Below are 16,792 nucleotides of genomic sequence, written 5' to 3' on the forward strand. Positions count from 1 at the left end.
CCCCTTGCGGTACACCGGCGTCGAGCCTAGTGCCGAGGAAGGCGCGAAAAGCCGGGAAAGATCGAACTTGCCGACGGCCGGTCCGACGGGTCGTGTTCCCCGGCCGGGCGAATCAGTCGGCCCGTCACAGGTCGAGGACAAGGCGGGGTCCGCAGGAGCGGGAGACGCAGATGAGCATGGTGTCGCCGGTGGCCCGCTCGTCCTCGCTCAGCAGGGAGTCGCGGTGGTCGGGCGTGCCGTCGAGTACGTCGGTCTCGCAGGTGCCGCAGGTGCCCTCGCGGCAGGAGAAGTCGACGTCGACGCCGGCCTCCTCCACGGTTTCCAGCACCGAGCGGTCGGGCGGCACGGTGAGAGTGAGCCCGGCGCGGGCGAGCACCACCTCGAAGGCCTCGGCGGAGCGGGCTCCGGTTTCCCGCACCGGGGCGAACCGCTCGACGCCCAGCGTGCCGGCCGGCCAGTCGGCGCATTGTTCCCGCGCCGCCCGGAGCAGCGGTTCGGGGCCGCAGGCGTGCACCAGGGTGCCTTCCTCGGGTGAGCCGAGGAAGGCGGCGAGGTCCAGCAGGCCGTACTCGTCCTGCGGGCGGACGAGCACCCGGTCGCCGTAGGGCGTGAGGCGGTCCAGGAACGCCATGGAGGTGCGGGTGCGGCCGCCGTACAGCAGACGCCAGTCGGCCCCCGCGGCCTCGGCCGCCTCGACCATCGGCAGGATCGGTGTGATGCCGACGCCGCCGGCGATGAACAGATGGCGGGCGGCCGGCCGCAGCGGAAAGTTGTTCCGCGGCCCGCGGACGCGTACGGCGGTGCCTGCCGGGAGGTAGTCGTGGACGTACGCGGAGCCGCCGCGGCCCTGCGGCTCGCGCAGGACGGCGATCCGCCAGGCGTCCCGGTCGGCAGGGTCCCCGCACAGCGAGTACTGGCGGATCAGGCCGCCCTCCAGGAGCAGATCGATGTGCGCTCCCGCGGTCCAGGACGGGAGGGGTCGGCCGTCCTGGCGGCGCAGGGTGAGGGAGACGACGCCGTCGGCGACGCGGGTACGGGTCGCCACGGCGAGGGTCTGCTCGTCCAGGGGCAGCTGGTCGGTCATGGTGGGTCAACCTGGTCTCGTACGGGGATGCGGGCAGGTCAGGCGACGGCGTCGATGGCGCGCTCGGCGGCCATGTGGGCCGTCTCGTTGACCGAGTGCGGAACGACGCGCCCGCCCGGCAGCCGTCGCACCCGGCTGACCGAGGTGTAGTCGGGGTGGAACCAGAACATGCGGGAAAGGCCGAGCACCGTCGCCAGGTAGGTGTTGGTGATACCGCCGTGGCACACGACCGCGACACGGCCGCCGGGATGGGCGTCCAGGATGGTGTCCATGGCCCGCGCCGCCCGTGCCCGGAAGGCGTCCCAGTCCAGGTCGGGCACGAAGTCCTCGTACCGTCCCTCGGACAGCGCCACCGACCGGGGGTCGTCGGCGCGGATCTGCTCCGGCGGCGTGTAGGGCTGCGAGACGTCGGTGTCCCACTCGCGCAGGTCGTCGAGGACGGTGGCGGTCATGCCGGTGAGCCGCTCCAGCGGCACCACCGTCTCGCGGGCCCGCTGGAAGGGGCTGGTGTAGAGGGCGTCGAGGTCCTCGTGCACGAGCCAGGCGGCGAGGCGTTCGGCCTGGGCGGTGCCCTCCGGCGACAGCCCCGGGTCGTAGACGCCCGCCAGGGGGAGGCCGTGCCGGATGAGGAGGAGTTCAGTCATGGCGATCCTTCGTATGTACGGGTGGCGGGCGCGGGTTCTTCCGTGGCTCAGCCGGCGATGGTCCGCTCGGAGCGCCAGTAGGGGCGGCGCATCGCGCGTTTGTCGAGCTTGCCCATCGCGTTGCGCAGCAGGCGCGGGACGAACTCGTAGGACCTGGGGCACTTGTAGGCGGCCAGCCGGTCGCGGCAGAACCGGTCCAGCTCCTCGGCCGACTGCTCGTCCCCGGCGGCCACGACGAGCGCGCGCAGCGACTCGCCGAAGTCCGGATGGGGCACTCCGATGACCGCGACCTCGGCGACCGCCGGGTGCCGGCGCAGTACCGCCTCGCTCTCGGCCGGGTACAGATTGACCCCGCCGGAGACCACGACGTCGGCGGCCCGGTCGGTGATGAAGATGTAGCCGTCTGCGTCGACGTAGCCGATGTCGCCGAGCGTGAAGACGCCCGGCGCGAGATAGGCGGCCTTGGTCTTGTCCGGGTCCGCGTGGTAGCGCACTCCCCTGCCCTCGGGTGCCTGGAACGCCAGCAGGCCGAGCTCGCCGGGCGGCAGCGGACGGCCGTCGTCGTCGGTCACCAGGACCTCGAAGGGGGGCTGGACGCGCCCGACCGAACCCGGATGCGCCAGCCACTCGGTGCTGCTGATGCGTGCCACGGTGCCCGCCTCGCTGGCGCCGTACGACTCGGTCAGCACCGGGCCGAACCACTCGATCATGGTCCGCTTCACGTCCGGCGGGCACGCGGACCCGGTGTGGGAGACCTGGAGGAGGCTGGAGACGTCGTACCGGCCACGGACCTCTTCCGGCAGGGCGAGCAGGCGTTGGAAGTGGGTGGGCACCATGACCGTGGAGGTGACCCGCCACTCCTCGACGCGGCGCAGGAAGGCCTCCGCGTCGTATCCGCCGAGTACGACCACCTGCTGACCGGCCGCCAGGTGCCGCAGCGACGTCAGCGGCGCGTTGTGCTGCAGCGGGCCGCACACCAGGTGCGGTCCCGGCGGGAATCCGGGCCGTTCGGCCATCGCGGCCACGTAGGCGGCACTGTCGGCTACCGGACCGCCCACCCACCGCACCTCGGTGCCGCGCGCCCGGCCGGTGGTTCCGGAGGTGTAGACGAGGGGCGGGCGGGCGGCCCGGCCCGTGGGACAGGTCCACTCCGGGGGCGCCGCCGCCAGCCACAGGTCCCAGTCGAAGGCGTGCCCGATCGCCGGGGTTCCGTGCATCACGACCGGCAGGCCCAGTTCGCGGGCCGCCTCCAGGGCTGTGACCGCGCCGGCGGGTCCGGAGACGATCCCCGTCACACCCGCGTCGATGATCTGGTCGACCAGTTCGCCCACCATCAGGTGCCGGGAGGTGGCGACGGTTCCCACACCGGCGCGCAGCCCGGCCAGATGGGCCACCAGGGTGGGGATCGCGTTGTCGCCGAGGACGGCGACCCGGTCCTCGGGGCCGGGTGCGATCTCCAGCAGCCGTGCCGCCGCCCGCGCGACCTGGTCGGCGAGCTGCGACCAGGTCAGCACGTCCTGATCGTCGACGAGAGCGGGCTCGTGGGGCGTCTCCTGGGCACGACGGTCGAGTGGTAGCAGAGACATGGCTCCTCCGGCGGCTCCTCGGGCCCCTCCCGGTGCGTGGGAGAGTCGATGCCGAGACTGTAGCGTTTATCAAGAAAGTACGGAACACTCTGATCCGAGCCGGAAGCATCCGCCCATGGCTTTGGCGGGCAAGGGGCCGCACATCCCGCTCCCTGTTACTGAAACCGTCATCTGGTAACTGCTCTTGAGGAGGAGCCATGTCCCAGCCCGATCTGGACGCATGGCGCACACAGGTCCGGCAGTGGCTGGCCACCGTGCTCGAACCGGCCCGGGAAGCCGAGGCCACGGGTGACCTCGCCGTCTTCCACAACCTCCCCGAGGGCGAGGAACGCCTGCTGCTGGAACGCTGCCGCGTCTACCAGCGCGCCCGCTTCGACGCCGGGTACCAGGCCCTGACCCTCCCCGGGGACAAAGGCGGAGCGGGCCTGACCGCCGCCCACGTGGCGGCCTTCGCCCAGGAGGAGTCGGCCTTCGAGGTGCCGCCCTCCACGGAGCTGATCAGCGTCACCGTGCGCCTGGTCGCGATGGCGGTCTCCCTGTTCGGGACGGCCGAGCAGCGTCACGACCACGCCCGGGCGTTCCTGCGTACGGACCGGCTGGCCTGCCAGCTCTTCAGCGAGCCCGGCGCCGGGTCCGACCTCGCCGCGCTGCGCACGCGTGCCCGGCGGGAGGGCGAGGACTGGGTGATCGACGGTCAGAAGGTGTGGACCTCGGGAGCCCAGTTCGCCGACTACGGCCTGCTGCTCGCCCGCACCGATCCGGACGTCGTGAAGCAGGCCGGCATCACGGCGTTCCTGGTCCCGATGGACGCCCCCGGTGTGGAGGTGCGCCCCATCCGCCAGATGAGTGGCGGTGCCTCGTTCAACGAGGTGTTCCTCAGCGGCGTACGTGTTCCGGACCGGCTGCGGATCGGGCGCCCCGGGCAGGGGTGGGAGGTCGCCACCACCACCCTCGCCTTCGAACGGACCGCCTCCGGCACCGGCAACCGGCGCAAGGGCGGCACCTTCTCGGACGTGCTCGCCCTGGCGCGCTCGCTCGGCCGCGCGGAGGATCCGCTGGTCCGCCAGCAACTCGCCGACCTGTACGTACGCACCGCGCTGCGTGCCGCCACCGTGGACCGCGTCGCCAGGGCGAGCGCCACCGGCGGCCGACCGGGCCCCGAGGCGTCCCTGACCAAACTCATGGCCTCCGACCTGCTGAGCCGCACCGGGCAGGTCGCCGCCGAGCTGATGGGCGCCCGGATCAGCGCCGACACCGGGGAGCCGGGCACGTTCGCCTGGACCCAGCACCTGCTGGGCGCCCCCGGCTACCGGCTGGCCGGTGGCACCGACCAGATCCAGCGCAACCTCATCGGCGAGCGCGTACTGAAACTGCCGCCGGAACCACGGGTGGACCGGGTGCCGTTCTCACAGCTCCCCGGCAACTGACACACCGGCCGCTACGGCCATCACAGCATCACAAAGGAGTGACATCGATGGATCTGGGACTGACAGGTGCCAAGGCGCTGGTGACCGGTGCGAGCCGGGGTATCGGCCGGGCGATCGCGGGAACCCTGGCCGCGGAGGGCTGCGCGCTGGCGCTGTGCGCCCGGGGTGAGGAGGCGCTGGCCAAGGCCGCCGCCGAGTTGCGTGGCGAGGGGGCGACGGTGTTCGCCGAGCCGGTCGACGTCACCGACCCGGCCGCGCTCGCGGGCTTCGTTGAGCGGGCGGCCGGCGAACTCGGCGGTCTGGACCTGCTGGTGTCCAATGTCTCGGCGGGCAACGTCAAGGGTCCCCAGTCGTGGGAGGCCAGCCTGCGCGGTGACCTGATGCCGTTCGCCGGGCTGGTCGAGGCGGCCATGCCCTACCTGGACGCCTCCGACCGGGCAGCCGTCGTGGCCATCGGCACCACCAACGCCTCCGATACCGCCCGCCCCGCCGGAGCCAACTCCTACTCCGCCATGAAGGCCGCCGTCGTCCAGCACGCTTCCGCCCTCGCGCACGCGCTCGCTCCGAAGGGCATCCGCGTCAACACAGTCTCCCCCGGCCCGATCGACTTCCCCGGCGGCGCCTGGGAGACCATCCGCACCAGCCGCCCGGAGGTCTACGAGGAGGTCCTCGCCAAGCTCCCGATCGGCCGCTACGGCACCGCGGAGGACGTGGCCGCGGCGGTGGCGTTCCTGCTCGGGCGGACCGGCTCCTTCTGCGTCGGCGTCAACCTCGTGGTGGACGGCGGGCTGCTGACCCGCGTCCAGTACTGAGCCGTGGCGGGCCCGGCCGGCCGCCTGGACGCCGTACTGGTCTGCGGTGGTCGGTGGCACGACTTCGACTACGCGCGGCTCCGGCTGCTGGAACTGCTCGGTGATCATCCGCGGGTGCGCACCACCGTCCACCAGGACTACGACTGTGTCGATGCGCTGGAGCAGGCCGACCTGCTGGTCACGTACACCTGCGACGTCCGGCCCCGCCCGGCGCAGCGGGCCGCGCTGGCCCGGTTCGTCGAGCGGGGCGGGCGCTGGCTCGCCCTGCACGGCACCAACGCGGTGATCGAGGCGCCGGCCCCCGGCGGGCCACGGGTGTTCACCACCCCGCGGCTCCTCGGGGAGCTGGCCGAGGTGCTGGGCAGCCAGTTTCTCGCCCACCCGCCGATCGAGCCGTACGAGGTCCGGGTCACCCGGCCCGACCATCCGCTGGTCGCCGGGATCGAGCCGTTCACGGTCACCGACGAGCTCTACGTCTGTGAGCTGCACGGGGAGCTGGAGGTGCTGCTGCACGCCGAGTACACGGGGCCGTGCCGGGGTTTCGCCGAGGGCGACACGGCGGCGCTCGACGACGCGCCCCGGCCTGTGCTGTATCTGAAGCGGCACGGCTTGGGGGAGGTGTGCTGCTTCACCCTCGGTCACTGCCGAGGGCGCTACGACGTGCAGGACCTCGGTGTGGATGACACCGGGCGGGTGGACCGTGGGCCCTGGGGGACGACGGAGTTCGTGACGGTGCTGGGGCGGTGTGTGGAGAGGGTCGTGGCCGGCCGAAGCCCGGTGGGCAACTGAGCGAACCCGGGGTGCCGCCCAGAGGGCTGCGCCCCCAGACCCCCGCTGAAAATCAGCCCCTCCGGCGTTTGAGGAGCGGGGGTCCAGGGGGCGGAGCCCCATGGCGGGGTCTGGGGCGGAGCCCCAGAAGGACGGGACGGGTAGGGGCGGCGGGGGCGAAAAAAGACCACGCCCGCACCCCGCCTCACCCGTGCGGCAGCACCACCGCACGGCCGTTGATCTCCCCCGCGTGCAGGCGCTCGTACGCCGACGGCGCGTCCTCGATCGAGAACGTCTCCACGTGGGAGGAGACAAGCCCCTGCCGCGCGAGCCCGACGACGTCGATGAGCTCGACTCGGCTCCCCCAGTAGGGCGCCGACGCGGACACCCCGAACGGCACACCACCGCCGAATCCGACCGCCAGGGTGCCACCCCCGATGCCGACGACGGTCACCTCCCCCGCCACCGCCACCGACGCGGCGGCCACCGCCAAGGTCGCCTCGGCCCCCACGAAGTCCAGCACCACTTCCGCCCCGGTGCCGCCGGTGAGCTCCCGTACCCGTGCCGCCGCCTCGTCGTCGGAGAGCAGCACCTCGTGCGCACCGACGGCGTGCGCCAGCTCCAGCTTCTCCTTGCTCACATCAACGGCGAGGACGCGAGCGGGAGTCAGCGCACGCAGCAGCTGTACGGCGAGATGCCCGAGGCCCCCGACACCGATCACCAGCGCCGTACTGCCCGGCACCAGCTTCGGCAGCACCTGCCTGATCGCGTGATACGGCGTCAGCCCGGCGTCGGTGAGCGGTGCCGCCTGCACCGGGTCCAGTCCGCCCAAGGGCACCAGGTGGCGGGGCGAGTCCACCACCATGTACTCGGCGAGGGCACCGGGAGAACCCAGACCGGGAGGCATGATGCCGAGCCCGGCGGCGTGCGGGCAGTAGTTCTCCCTGCCCTCGGCGCATGTGCGGCAGCGGCCGCAGCCCCACGGGCCGTACACCGCCACCTCGTCGCCCTCCGCCACCTCGGTGACACCGCTGCCCAGAGCGGCGACGGTGCCGACGCCCTCGTGACCGAGCGTCAGCGGCAGCGGGTAGGGGAAAAGGTCCTCGGGCCAGCTCATGACCGCGAGGTCGGAGTGGCACAGCCCCGCGGCCGTCACCTTCAGCAGCACCTGGCCCGGGCCTGGTTCGGGCATCGGAACCTCGACCACCTCGGGCCCGGCACCCACCGCCCGGTACTGAACCGCTTTCATCATCAGACCTCCTTGTCAGAGGTGGCTACAGGGTCGGCGGGCGGCGACTTCCGGCGGCGCAGAACCGCCGGTAGCGCGATCCGCCCACCCGTGAGGACCAGCGCGACGATGAGGACCGAGCCGGTGAACAGACTCGCGGCCCACTGCGCGCTGGTGGCGAGCCCGAGTCCGGTGATGCCGGTGCCGAGCAGCAGCACCGCGAGGACGGTGCCCCAGGCGTTGAAGCGGCCCGCGCGCAGCTGGGTCGCCCCGACGAAGGCCGCCGCGTAGGCCGACAGCAGGTACGGCGTGCCGGCGGTCGGCGATCCGGATCCCACCGAGGACGCGAAGACGATCCCGGCGCATCCGGAGAGCAGCGCGGACGCCACCAGGGTCAGGAAGCGCAGCCGGTCGGTGCGCACCCCTTGCAGGCGTGCCGCGTCGGCGTTGAAGCCGGTCGCGTACAAACGGCGTCCGGTGGCGGTGTGTTCCAGCAGGAACCAGATGGCCGCCGCGGCGAGCAGGAGATACAGCACCGGCAGCGTGATGCCGCCGACGTCCAGCTGGGCGATGCTCGAGAACGGCTCGGCCAGAAGCTGTACACCGGTGATGGAGCTGTCGTTCGTGACCATGGTGATCGAGGACTGGATCAGCGCCCCCGTGGCCAGGGTGGCGATGAACGAGTCGACCCGCAGCGCCACCACCACGATGCCGTTGACCACCCCGATCAGCAGCGCGGCCGCCATCGCCAGGGCGATCGCCACGCCGGGTCCCAGGTCCGCGGTGACCATGAAGTAGGCGGTCAGCACGCTGGTGAGCGACATGGTGTAGGCGACCGACAGGTCGAAGACGCGCGCGGCCAGCGGCAGTACGACGCTGAGGGCGACGAGTCCGGCCACGGCGTTGCCGTTCAGGATCTGCTTGACCGTGGTGGCGGTCGGGAACGTCTCCGGCGCCCAGACGGTGAAGAGCGCGACGATGACCAGCCACACGTAGACGGCGCCGATGTTCCGGAAGGACAGGGCCGCCGCTGTCCGTCGGCCCCACGCGCCCAGGGCGAGCGCGGGCCTGACTGGTTCCGGTGGTGGTGCGGCCGGACGGAGTCCCGCAGCCCGTGTCGGGGTGGATGTCATGTCACTCCGTTCCTTCCATGGCATGGACGAGCGCGGGCTCGGTGATGTCCCGGCCGCCGATCTCCCGTACGACCCGGCCGTCCCTCACCACGAGGACGCGGGTGCACAGCGCGAGCAGGTCCTGCGTGTCGGAGGAGGACACGATGACGCCCATGCCCTCGTCGGCCTGGCGCTCGATCAGGTCGTACAGCTGCAGGCGGGTGCCGATGTCGACTCCGGCCGTGGGTTCGCACAGCACCAGCACCGGCGGGCGCCGGGCCAGGCAGCGGGCCATCACGACCTTCTGCTGGTTGCCGCCGCTCAGTGTGGTGATCCGGGCTCCGCGGCCGGCCGTGCGCACCCCGACCCGTTGGATCCATTCCTCGGCAAGCGCGTCCTCCCGCCCTCGGTGCAGCCGGCCGAGGCGGGCGCGGAGTCGGTCGAGGAGGGGAAGGGTGAGGTTCTCCCCCACCGAGAAGTCGCCGATCACGCCCTCTCCCGTCCGGTCCGCGGGGACCAGGGGGAGGCCCAGCCGGCCCGCGTCGCGCATGTCGACCCACCGCTCGGTGCGCTCCGGCAGCCGCAGCCTGCCGCGCACCGGCCCCGCGTGGGCCCCGCACACCGCGTACGGAACGATCTCGTGGCCGGAGCCGACGAGGCCGGTGATGCCCAGGCGCTCGCCCCTGGCCAGGTCGAAGCCGATTCCGCGCAGAGGGCCTGCCCACAGGTCGCGGACCTCCAGTACGGCCTCTGCGGGACCGGGGGCAGAAACCGGCCGGTGGTCGGTCTCCGTCTCCTCGCCCGCCATCAGCTCCGCCAGCGAGCGCGGAGTGAGGTCGGCGACAGGGAGGGTGGCGATCCGTCGCCCGCCGCGGATCACGGTGACCCGGTCGGCGAGCGCGAAGATCTCGTCCATCCGGTGCGAGACGTACAGGACGCCGGCGCCGGCGTCGCGGATCTCCCGCACGATGTCGAAGAGCCGGGCGACCTCACCGGGCGGCAGCACGGCGGTCGGCTCGTCGAGTACCAGGACACCGCGCCGGCCCTCCCAGCCCTGCAGCGCGGCGGCGATGGCCACCACCGCGCGCTGGACGGGAGAGGCCAGGGCCAGGGGCCGGCGTACGTCGATGCCGAGGCCGAACCGTTCCACCAGCGCGGTCGTCCGCCGCTCCATCTCCGGCCAGCGGATGTTGCCGAAGGCGGTACGGGCGAAGCCACGGCTGAGCGCGAGGTTGTCGGTGGCGCTCAGCTCGCCCACCAGTCCCAGTTCCTGGTGGACGAAGCGGAGCCGGTCGTGCCGGGAGGCGGCGACCTGGCTCAGGTCGAACGGCTCGCCGTCCAGTTCGGCGACCGCCCCGGGGTCGGCGTGGTGGTAGCCGGCGAGGATCTTGATGAGGGTGGACTTGCCGGAACCGTTGGGCCCGATCAGCGCGTGGATCTCGCCGGGTGCGACCTCCAGATCGACGTCCCGCAGCGCCTGGGTTCCGCCGAACCTCTTCGACAGGGCGGCCACCCGCAGCACCGGCCGGGTCAACTCAGCCCCCAGAGCGCCTTGAACTGCGCCTGGTAGTCCTCGACGAGCGGGAAGTCGCCGTCGGCGGACGGGAGGTTGTCCTTGGTGACCAGCATGTTGGGCAGCACCGCCTTCTGGTCCACGTCCATGGACTGGCCGGTGAAGTGGCGGGCGAGCGCGTCGGCCTGGAGCCACGCCGTCTCGTGGGAGTTCAGCGCCATCGCGCCGTCGGTGAGGCCGCCCTGGATGTACTGGTAGCTCTGCGCGTCACCGACGTTGACGACGAGGTGCTTGCCGGTGATGCCGGCGGTCTTCAGCGCCGCCGGGACGCCCACGTTGAGCAGGCCCAGGGAGAAGACGACGTGGGTCACCTTCGGGTGCGACCTGAGGTACGACACCACGCGGTCCGGCATGTCCTTGCCGACCGCCGTGATCGGCACGTCGACGCTGTCGAGCGCACAGCCCTCGCACCATTGCTGGTACTTGGCCGCGAACCCGTCCTTGACCGGCTTGAGGATCGTGTAGGCCGGAAGATCGAAGTACACGGTGTCGGCCTTGGCACCGCTGTCCGACACCACCCACGAGGCGATCATCTCGCCCTGGATGCCGACGTCCTTCGGCCCGTTCTTCAGCAGGGAGATGCCGTCGCCCACCACGTCGTCGGCGTTCGACTGGATGACGGGGATGCCCGCCGCCTTGAGCCGCGCCAGCTGCTTGGCGTAGACCGCGCGCGGGAAGCCCGAGGCGACGACGGCGTCCGGCTTGTCGCGCAGGGCCTGCTCGTAGGCGGCCTGGACCGACTCCGGCGTGCCCTGCGTGGCGATCTGATTCACCGTCCAGCCGAGTTCCTCGGCGGCGGCCGTGAAGAAGTCGGCGAGGTCCTTGCAGGACTGGACGCCGCAGAGAATGAAGTCGATCTTCTTGCCCTCGGGGATCTTCTTGCCCACCGGCTCGGTGACGGGGATCCGGGCCGGGCGCTCGGAGTACTTCGCCACGGCCGCCCGGGCGGCCGCCAGGCCGGGGCTGTCGGACGCCGGCGCCTGGGACACGTCGGCGGCGGCCGGAGTCGCGTCCGTGCCGCACGCCGTCAGGGCGAGCAGGGCGGTGACGGGGATGATCGCGGTGAGGGCGCGGCGGACCGCGCGAGCGGGTCTGGAACTCATCGTTGAGTACTCCCACGCATGGAGGGTGAAGAAGGCTGTGTACACCGCCGTCGTGGGGTACGGCGCGGGCCGTCGGTATGACCGCGCGGCGCTGCGGCCGGGGCGTGAAGGCTCCGCCTCGACCAAGAAACTTATGAGGCACTACAGCCTCAAGTGCGTCGGAGTGTGACACGGCGCGGCAGGCTTGGGGAGAGGTCGGTCACGATAAATTCAAGACTTGCTGGCACATTCTCTCGACTACCTCGGCGAATGCGGTCTCTGAGCGACGCCGCGAGTGTTGCCCCGGCCGCACCTGCTAACTACACTCACTCTAAAGTTTCTGCCAGAGGAGAGATGATGGACGAAACGTCGGAGTCGGTCACCGCGCGGTGCCCCGGGCCCAGCGTCCAGGACTACCTCGACCAGGACAGCCGCCCCGTTCCCGCCGCACTGAGGTACGACAGGAACGACTACATCGGCAGCGAGGACATCGACTCCGCGCGCTTCGTCTCCCCTGCGTGGGCGGAACGCGAGATGGAGCAGGTCTGGCGGCGCGTGTGGCAGTTCGCGTGCCTGGAGAGCGAGATCCCGGAGGTCGGCGACCACGAGGTCTACGAGATCGGCAACGACTCGCTGATCGTCGTACGGACGGCCCCCGACGAGATCCGCGCGTACGTCAACGTGTGCCTGCACCGCGGCCGCAAGCTGCGCACCAGTGGCGGCAACGTCGGCGAGTTCCGCTGTTCCTTCCACGGTTTCGCCTGGAACCTCGACGGCACCATGCAGACCCCGCCCTGCGCCTGGGACTTCCCGCATGTCACCCCGGAGAAGTTCTCACTCCCCGAGGCCCAGGTGGCCACCTGGCGCGGCTTCGTCTTCATCAACATGGACCCGTACGCGGAGTCCTTCGAGAGCTACCGCGGCACCTTCGACGAGTACTACATCTGGCCGCTGGAGGACCGCTACAAGTCGCTGCACATCGCCAAGGTGCTGCCCTGCAACTGGAAGGTCGCCCAGGACGCGTTCATCGAGTCCTTCCACGTGATCGCGACCCACCCGCAGATGCTGCCCTGGCTCGCCGACGCCAACTCCCAGTACGACGTCATGGCGGACCAGCCCAACTGGAACCGGATGATCAACATCCAGGGTGCCCCCAGTCCCCACGTGGCGGACTCCGTCACGGAGGAGGACGTGCTGGAGACGTTCTACGACTCGCGTGCGTTCTACGCGGCGGCCCAGGGCCGTGACCTGGTGATGTCGGACGGGGAGGAAATGCCCCCGATCCCGGCCGGCGGCACCGCCCGCCAGGTCCTCGCCGAGCGGATGCGCGCCCAGCTGGCGGCCACCTCGCAGCAGGACTTCTCCCGGACCGCCGACACCGAACTGCTGGACGCCATCAACTACCTGCTGTTCCCCAACTTCAACCCCTGGGGCGGCGCCAAGTCCAACATCATCTACCGGTTCAAGCCCAACGGTCTCGACCCCGATTCCTGCACCGCCGAGATCATCTTCATGTCGGCCCCGAAGAAGCCCGGCGAGATGCCGCCCCCGGCCAAGATCCGCTGGGTGCCGGAGGAGATGCTCTTCGCGGACATCCCCGAACTCGGTGTCCTCGGGCCCGTCTTCGACCAGGACTGCGAGAACCTCCCCTACGTCCAGCAGGGGCTGAAGGCGATGCGCAAGCCGGGCATCACCCTGGCCAACTACCAGGAGAGCCGCATCCGCCACTTCAACCAGACGCTCGACCGGTGGATGACCAAGTGACCCACCGCGTGGCGGTCCGGCCTTCCGGCGTCGAACTCGAAGTCCTCGACGGCGAAGACCTGTTCAGCGCCGCCCAGCGGCTCGGATACCGCTGGCCCACTGTCTGCGGTGGCAAGGGAACCTGCCGTACCTGCTTCGTGGCGGTCGAGGAGGGCACCGAGAACTGTTCCCCCGTGGACCCGCTGGAACGCGAGGGCATCGAAGCCCTGCGCAGACCCGTGGACGGCCTGACCCGGCTCGCCTGCCGGCTCCGGGTCGAGGGCCCGGTGACCGTGACCAAGCGCGGCGTACGCCGCCGAGTGCAGGAGTGAGCCCCATGTCCAAGCAAGTGATCCATCCGCTGACCGGGCATGTGTACCGGCTCACCGAGGACGGTCTGGTCGAGGTGACCGACCCGAAGACCGGAGCTCAGGGCACCTTCGACTTCCAGGCCCGGTGGCAGTCGGGCGAACTGCGCCACGCCGACCTCCAGATGGCCGGCTGGGTGGGCCGCCTCGCCCGCCGGCGCGTCGCCCGGCAGCCGGAGGAGTGACCCCGTGACACCCCGTACGACCCGGGTGGTCTGTCTGGTGCGTCGGCCCGAGGGAGAACCGGTCCCCGGTGACTTCGCCGTCGAGGAGCGCCCGCTCCCGTCCCTCAGTGAGGGCCAACTGCTCGTCCGCAACCTCTACATGAGCGTCGACCCGTCCATGCGCGGGCGGCTGGAGAGCACCGAGAAGCACTACACGCACAACTTCACGCCCGGATCGCCGCTCGACGGCCGGGCACTGGGCGTCGTGGAGGAGAGCCGCTGCGCCTCCGTGCCGGCGGGTGCGTATGTGCGCCACCAGCTGGGCTGGCGGGAGTGGGCCGTACTGGACCCGGCGGACACCGATGGCGCCGGTCGCATCGACCCCGGACTCGCCCCGCTGCCCACCTGGTTGGGGCTGCTCGGGCAGACCGGCTTCACCGCGTACGTCGGGCTGGCCCGGATCGCCGCGCTGCGCCCGGGCGACACCGTCTTCGTGTCGGCGGCGGCCGGGGCCGTGGGCAGCGCCGCCGGCCAGTTCGCCCGGCTGCTGGGCGCGGAGCGGGTCGTCGGGACCGCCGGAGGGCCGGACAAGTGCGCCCTGCTGGTGAAGGAGTTCGGCTACGACGCCGCCGCGGACTACCGCGCCGAGCCGGTGCGCGAAGCGCTGACCCGGATGGCGCCCGACGGCATAGACGTCTACTTCGACAACGTGGGCGGGGAACAACTCGCCGCCGCCCTGCACGCGTTGCGGGCCGGGGGCCGGGTCGCCCTGTGCGGCATGATGTCGCAGTTCGGCGGGGAGCGGCGGTTCGTCGACATCAACCAGCTGATCCAGGCGGTCCTCAAGCGGCTGACCCTGAGCGGCTTCATCGTCCGCGACCACGACGACCTGCGGCCGGAGTTCGAGCAGCGGGTCGCGAGCTGGCTCGGTTCGGGCCGGATCACCGCCCGTGAGACCGTCGTGGACGGTCTGGACAACGCCGCGGGGGCGCTGCTGTCCCTGCTGGACGGCGGCAACGTCGGCAAGATGCTGGTCCGGCTGGGCGATTCCGCGTAAGCGGCGGAGGCTTCGCCGTCAGCGCATGGGGCGTGACGCGGCCACGCTGTGGACCTGCAAGGAGACCCCCACCCGGGTCAGCCCGGCCACGGCAGCCCGGAAGTCCTTGATGTGCGGGGTCGTGAAGTGGTCGTCGAGGGCCTGCTGCGAGGCCCACCGCTCGTACACGCGGATCCGCCGCTCGTCGCTCGGGTCCGCGGTCATCGCGTAGTCCAGACAGCCGGGCTCCTCTTCGAGGGTCCGGCGCCCCAGTTCGACCAGATGCCCCAGCATCGCGTTGCGGTCGCCCGGCTCGTAGTCCATCCAGCCGGCGACGATGACTTCCTCTGACACGGTGGTCCTCTCCTCGGGTCATGCGCGCGGGCCCGTCGCCCCGGTCAGGGGGAGCGACGGGCCCGCGGCGGTTTCAGATGACGAGCGCCGCCGGGACGCTGTCCACGGAGACCGTTCCCTTGTCGCCGTCGACCGTGATCACCATGCCGTCGCGCAGCCGCCGCGTGCCGCTCTCGACGGAGATGACGGCCGGGATGCCGAGCTCGCGGCAGACCACGACGGCGTGGCTGTTGAGCGCGCCCACGTCCACGACGGCGGCTCCGGCGACCAGGAACAGCGGGGTCCAGGCCGCGTCGGTGATCGGCGCGACGAGTACCTCTCCCGGCTCGAGCGCCTCGCAGGAGGCCGGGTCGGTGACGACGCGGACCTTGCCGGTGTACGTCCCCTGGCTGCCGCCCACTCCGCTGAGCACATCGCCCTCGATCGCGGCCTCGGTCCGCTCCTCGGCGCGCCGCGGCCAGGTGTCGATCTCGGTCTCCGCGTCACCGGCGACGAAGAACGGCGGCTCCAGCTCGCGCAGCCCGGCGTACTCCTTCAGGCGCTGCGCGATGACGGGGCCGAAGGACTCCGGGTCGGCGACATAGTCGTCGAGTTCGGTGTCCAGCAGCATCATCACGTCCTCCGGCCGGGCGAAGCGCCCCGCCTCGACGCCGCGGCGGCCGAGTTCACGTACCGCCATCCGGATCTCGTTGATGACGGTCACACAGTTCGCCTTGGTCCGCTCGCGGGCCGGGATCCACACCTGGGAGGCGTGCATTCCGGCGTCGAACATCGGCTGCGCGTCCTCGGGGAGCAGGGCCCGGATCTCCGAGGCGAGCTGCTCGCGCCGCTCCGTCAGCCGGCGGTGACGTTCGGCGGGCGAGTCGTCGTCGGCGCTGTGCCGGATCCGGTCGACCAGGGCCAGCGCCTGGACGGGCGAGGCCTCCCAGGACAGCGCGTGGATGTCCCACTCGTTGGGCCCGCGGTCGCCGGAGGCGGCCAGGAACTCCTCGAAGGAGTCGCGGAACGCCTTCACGTCCCCACTCGCCCCGTCGAGCGCCCGCTCCACGGCGGCCGGACCCTGGTCGAACAGCGCGGTCAGCTCGGCCGAGGCCACCACCTGCCGGGACAACGTCCACAGCCCGGTCGACGGGGAGGCCGAATCGACATCACCGAAACCGCTGATGAGGTCCAGCATGGTTCCCGGACGGTCCACGCTCGCGCACAGCGGGCCGAGGATCGCCGGTCCGACCGACGCGGGCAGGGAGGTCTCGACATGCCGTTGGAAGGTCGTCTCGACTTCGTCCAGCAAAGAGCGGGCGTACGCCACCAGCTCGGCGTCGGACAGGGACGCCAGACCGGGTCGCTCGCGGCGGATCCGGCGCAGCCGCTCCCGGTCGGTGTCGCCCTCCGGGTAGTCGGCCTGGCCGAGCATCCGCTGGAGCGTTCCCCCGGCCTTGGCCGTCAGTTCCGGGTCCTGGTCGTCGGGATGCGGTACGTACACCGGCGTGTCGGAGCGCTGGCCGACGAAGGCCGCGTCGATGTCGTCCGCGGTCTGCCCCATGCGGATGCCGAACAGCCTCAGGTGCGACAGGTTGAGGTAGAAGTAACCGCCGAAGATTCCCACGAACGGAGGCCGGTCGCCGGTGATCTCGTCACCGCGGTAGATGCCGAACTCGATGAAGCCGCGGCGCCAGCCCTGCAGACCTCGCCCCCAGATCAGGGACCAGCCCAGCGGACTGGCCGGCTCCGGCAGGGTCTCGCCCGCGTTGGCCCGGGTGTAGTGGGGCAGTCGCTCGCTGCGCTGCCAGTCGGTGATCCAGTGCTTCATG

General features: G+C 71.4%; 16 protein-coding genes. 7 read left to right on the forward strand and 9 right to left on the reverse strand.

The annotated features are described in order from the left end of the window. Window positions 1–124: 124 nt before the first annotated feature. The 3 genes from ABT063_RS38005 to ABT063_RS38015 are packed head-to-tail and all read right to left on the reverse strand — an operon-like array spanning window position 125 to window position 3,314. Window positions 125–1,084, reverse strand: coding sequence for a PDR/VanB family oxidoreductase (locus ABT063_RS38005; protein ID WP_351065039.1), 960 nt, complete (start codon window positions 1,082–1,084; stop codon window positions 125–127). Between the two features lie 38 nt (window positions 1,085–1,122). Beyond that, complete coding sequence (locus tag ABT063_RS38010) at window positions 1,123–1,728, reverse strand: histidine phosphatase family protein (RefSeq protein WP_351065041.1); 606 nt, start codon at window positions 1,726–1,728, stop codon at window positions 1,123–1,125. 47 nt (window positions 1,729–1,775) lie between these two features. Next, complete coding sequence (locus tag ABT063_RS38015) at window positions 1,776–3,314, reverse strand: AMP-binding protein (protein WP_351065043.1); 1,539 nt, start codon at window positions 3,312–3,314, stop codon at window positions 1,776–1,778. 197 nt (window positions 3,315–3,511) lie between these two features. Between ABT063_RS38015 and ABT063_RS38020 the strand changes: the two genes are divergently transcribed. The 3 genes from ABT063_RS38020 to ABT063_RS38030 are packed head-to-tail and all read left to right on the forward strand — an operon-like array spanning window position 3,512 to window position 6,342. Then, window positions 3,512–4,741 carry an acyl-CoA dehydrogenase family protein gene (locus tag ABT063_RS38020; RefSeq protein WP_351065045.1) on the forward strand — a complete coding sequence of 410 codons (1,230 nt, stop codon included), beginning with the start codon at window positions 3,512–3,514 and terminating at the stop codon, window positions 4,739–4,741. Between the two features lie 47 nt (window positions 4,742–4,788). Next, a complete protein-coding gene (locus tag ABT063_RS38025) occupies window positions 4,789–5,553 on the forward strand; it encodes an SDR family NAD(P)-dependent oxidoreductase (protein WP_351065047.1) in 765 nt (254 codons plus the stop codon). Between the two features lie 3 nt (window positions 5,554–5,556). Continuing rightward, window positions 5,557–6,342, forward strand: a complete 786-nt coding sequence (locus ABT063_RS38030) for a ThuA domain-containing protein (protein ID WP_351065049.1) — start codon at window positions 5,557–5,559, stop codon at window positions 6,340–6,342. A gap of 184 nt (window positions 6,343–6,526) precedes the next feature. Here the strand turns inward: ABT063_RS38030 and ABT063_RS38035 are convergent, their stop codons facing one another. Genes ABT063_RS38035 through ABT063_RS38050 form a run of 4 tightly spaced genes read right to left on the reverse strand, consistent with a single transcriptional unit; the run spans window position 6,527 to window position 11,337 of the window. Continuing rightward, on the reverse strand, window positions 6,527–7,570 hold the full coding sequence (locus tag ABT063_RS38035) for an NAD(P)-dependent alcohol dehydrogenase (RefSeq protein ID WP_351065142.1): 1,044 nt from the start codon (window positions 7,568–7,570) through the stop codon (window positions 6,527–6,529). Between the two features lie 2 nt (window positions 7,571–7,572). Next, window positions 7,573–8,682 carry an ABC transporter permease gene (locus ABT063_RS38040; protein ID WP_351065051.1) on the reverse strand — a complete coding sequence of 370 codons (1,110 nt, stop codon included), beginning with the start codon at window positions 8,680–8,682 and terminating at the stop codon, window positions 7,573–7,575. 1 nt (window position 8,683) lies between these two features. Next, window positions 8,684–10,195, reverse strand: a complete 1,512-nt coding sequence (locus ABT063_RS38045) for a sugar ABC transporter ATP-binding protein (protein ID WP_351065052.1) — start codon at window positions 10,193–10,195, stop codon at window positions 8,684–8,686. Continuing rightward, the gene (locus tag ABT063_RS38050) at window positions 10,192–11,337 is read right to left on the reverse strand and encodes a sugar ABC transporter substrate-binding protein (RefSeq protein WP_351065054.1); all 1,146 of its coding nucleotides are present in this window, start codon (window positions 11,335–11,337) and stop codon (window positions 10,192–10,194) included. The genes ABT063_RS38045 and ABT063_RS38050 overlap by 4 nt, the downstream gene beginning before the upstream one ends. A gap of 336 nt (window positions 11,338–11,673) precedes the next feature. Between ABT063_RS38050 and ABT063_RS38055 the strand changes: the two genes are divergently transcribed. Genes ABT063_RS38055 through ABT063_RS38070 form a run of 4 tightly spaced genes read left to right on the forward strand, consistent with a single transcriptional unit; the run spans window position 11,674 to window position 14,648 of the window. Then, window positions 11,674–13,080, forward strand: a complete 1,407-nt coding sequence (locus tag ABT063_RS38055; protein ID WP_351065056.1) for an aromatic ring-hydroxylating oxygenase subunit alpha — start codon at window positions 11,674–11,676, stop codon at window positions 13,078–13,080. Then, entirely contained in the window at window positions 13,065–13,391 is a 327-nt protein-coding gene (locus tag ABT063_RS38060) for a 2Fe-2S iron-sulfur cluster-binding protein (RefSeq protein WP_351065057.1), read from the forward strand. The genes ABT063_RS38055 and ABT063_RS38060 overlap by 16 nt, the downstream gene beginning before the upstream one ends. A 5-nt stretch (window positions 13,392–13,396) precedes the next feature. Continuing rightward, window positions 13,397–13,612, forward strand: coding sequence for a transposase (locus tag ABT063_RS38065; protein WP_351065058.1), 216 nt, complete (start codon window positions 13,397–13,399; stop codon window positions 13,610–13,612). Between the two features lie 4 nt (window positions 13,613–13,616). Continuing rightward, window positions 13,617–14,648: an NADP-dependent oxidoreductase gene (locus ABT063_RS38070; RefSeq protein ID WP_351065060.1), complete on the forward strand. Its 1,032-nt coding sequence runs from the start codon at window positions 13,617–13,619 to the stop codon at window positions 14,646–14,648. Between the two features lie 18 nt (window positions 14,649–14,666). On the opposite strand, the gene ABT063_RS38075 is transcribed toward ABT063_RS38070, so the two are convergent. Both ABT063_RS38075 and ABT063_RS38080 read right to left on the reverse strand, forming a co-directional pair. Then, window positions 14,667–14,981 carry a putative quinol monooxygenase gene (locus ABT063_RS38075; RefSeq protein WP_351065061.1) on the reverse strand — a complete coding sequence of 105 codons (315 nt, stop codon included), beginning with the start codon at window positions 14,979–14,981 and terminating at the stop codon, window positions 14,667–14,669. 73 nt (window positions 14,982–15,054) lie between these two features. Then, a complete protein-coding gene (locus tag ABT063_RS38080; RefSeq protein WP_351065062.1) occupies window positions 15,055–16,791 on the reverse strand; it encodes a PEP-utilizing enzyme in 1,737 nt (578 codons plus the stop codon). Window position 16,792 lies beyond the last annotated feature (1 nt).

This window comes from Streptomyces sp. NPDC002838 (assembly GCF_040295365.1).
In the GTDB taxonomy this organism is placed as follows: domain Bacteria; phylum Actinomycetota; class Actinomycetes; order Streptomycetales; family Streptomycetaceae; genus Streptomyces.

Excerpts from the sequence above, each read along its gene's own strand:
- ABT063_RS38080 (WP_351065062.1), bottom strand. The coding sequence starts at position 16,791 with ATGAAGCACTGGATCACCGACTGGCAGCGCAGCGAGCGACTGCCCCAC.
- ABT063_RS38040 (WP_351065051.1), bottom strand. The coding sequence starts at position 8,682 with ATGACATCCACCCCGACACGGGCTGCGGGACTCCGTCCGGCCGCACCA.
- ABT063_RS38035 (WP_351065142.1), bottom strand. The coding sequence starts at position 7,570 with ATGAAAGCGGTTCAGTACCGGGCGGTGGGTGCCGGGCCCGAGGTGGTC.
- ABT063_RS38015 (WP_351065043.1), bottom strand. The coding sequence starts at position 3,314 with ATGTCTCTGCTACCACTCGACCGTCGTGCCCAGGAGACGCCCCACGAG.
- ABT063_RS38020 (WP_351065045.1), top strand. The coding sequence starts at position 3,512 with ATGTCCCAGCCCGATCTGGACGCATGGCGCACACAGGTCCGGCAGTGG.
- ABT063_RS38025 (WP_351065047.1), top strand. The coding sequence starts at position 4,789 with ATGGATCTGGGACTGACAGGTGCCAAGGCGCTGGTGACCGGTGCGAGC.
- ABT063_RS38005 (WP_351065039.1), bottom strand. The coding sequence starts at position 1,084 with ATGACCGACCAGCTGCCCCTGGACGAGCAGACCCTCGCCGTGGCGACC.
- ABT063_RS38055 (WP_351065056.1), top strand. The coding sequence starts at position 11,674 with ATGGACGAAACGTCGGAGTCGGTCACCGCGCGGTGCCCCGGGCCCAGC.
- ABT063_RS38065 (WP_351065058.1), top strand. The coding sequence starts at position 13,397 with ATGTCCAAGCAAGTGATCCATCCGCTGACCGGGCATGTGTACCGGCTC.
- ABT063_RS38010 (WP_351065041.1), bottom strand. The coding sequence starts at position 1,728 with ATGACTGAACTCCTCCTCATCCGGCACGGCCTCCCCCTGGCGGGCGTC.
- ABT063_RS38050 (WP_351065054.1), bottom strand. The coding sequence starts at position 11,337 with ATGAGTTCCAGACCCGCTCGCGCGGTCCGCCGCGCCCTCACCGCGATC.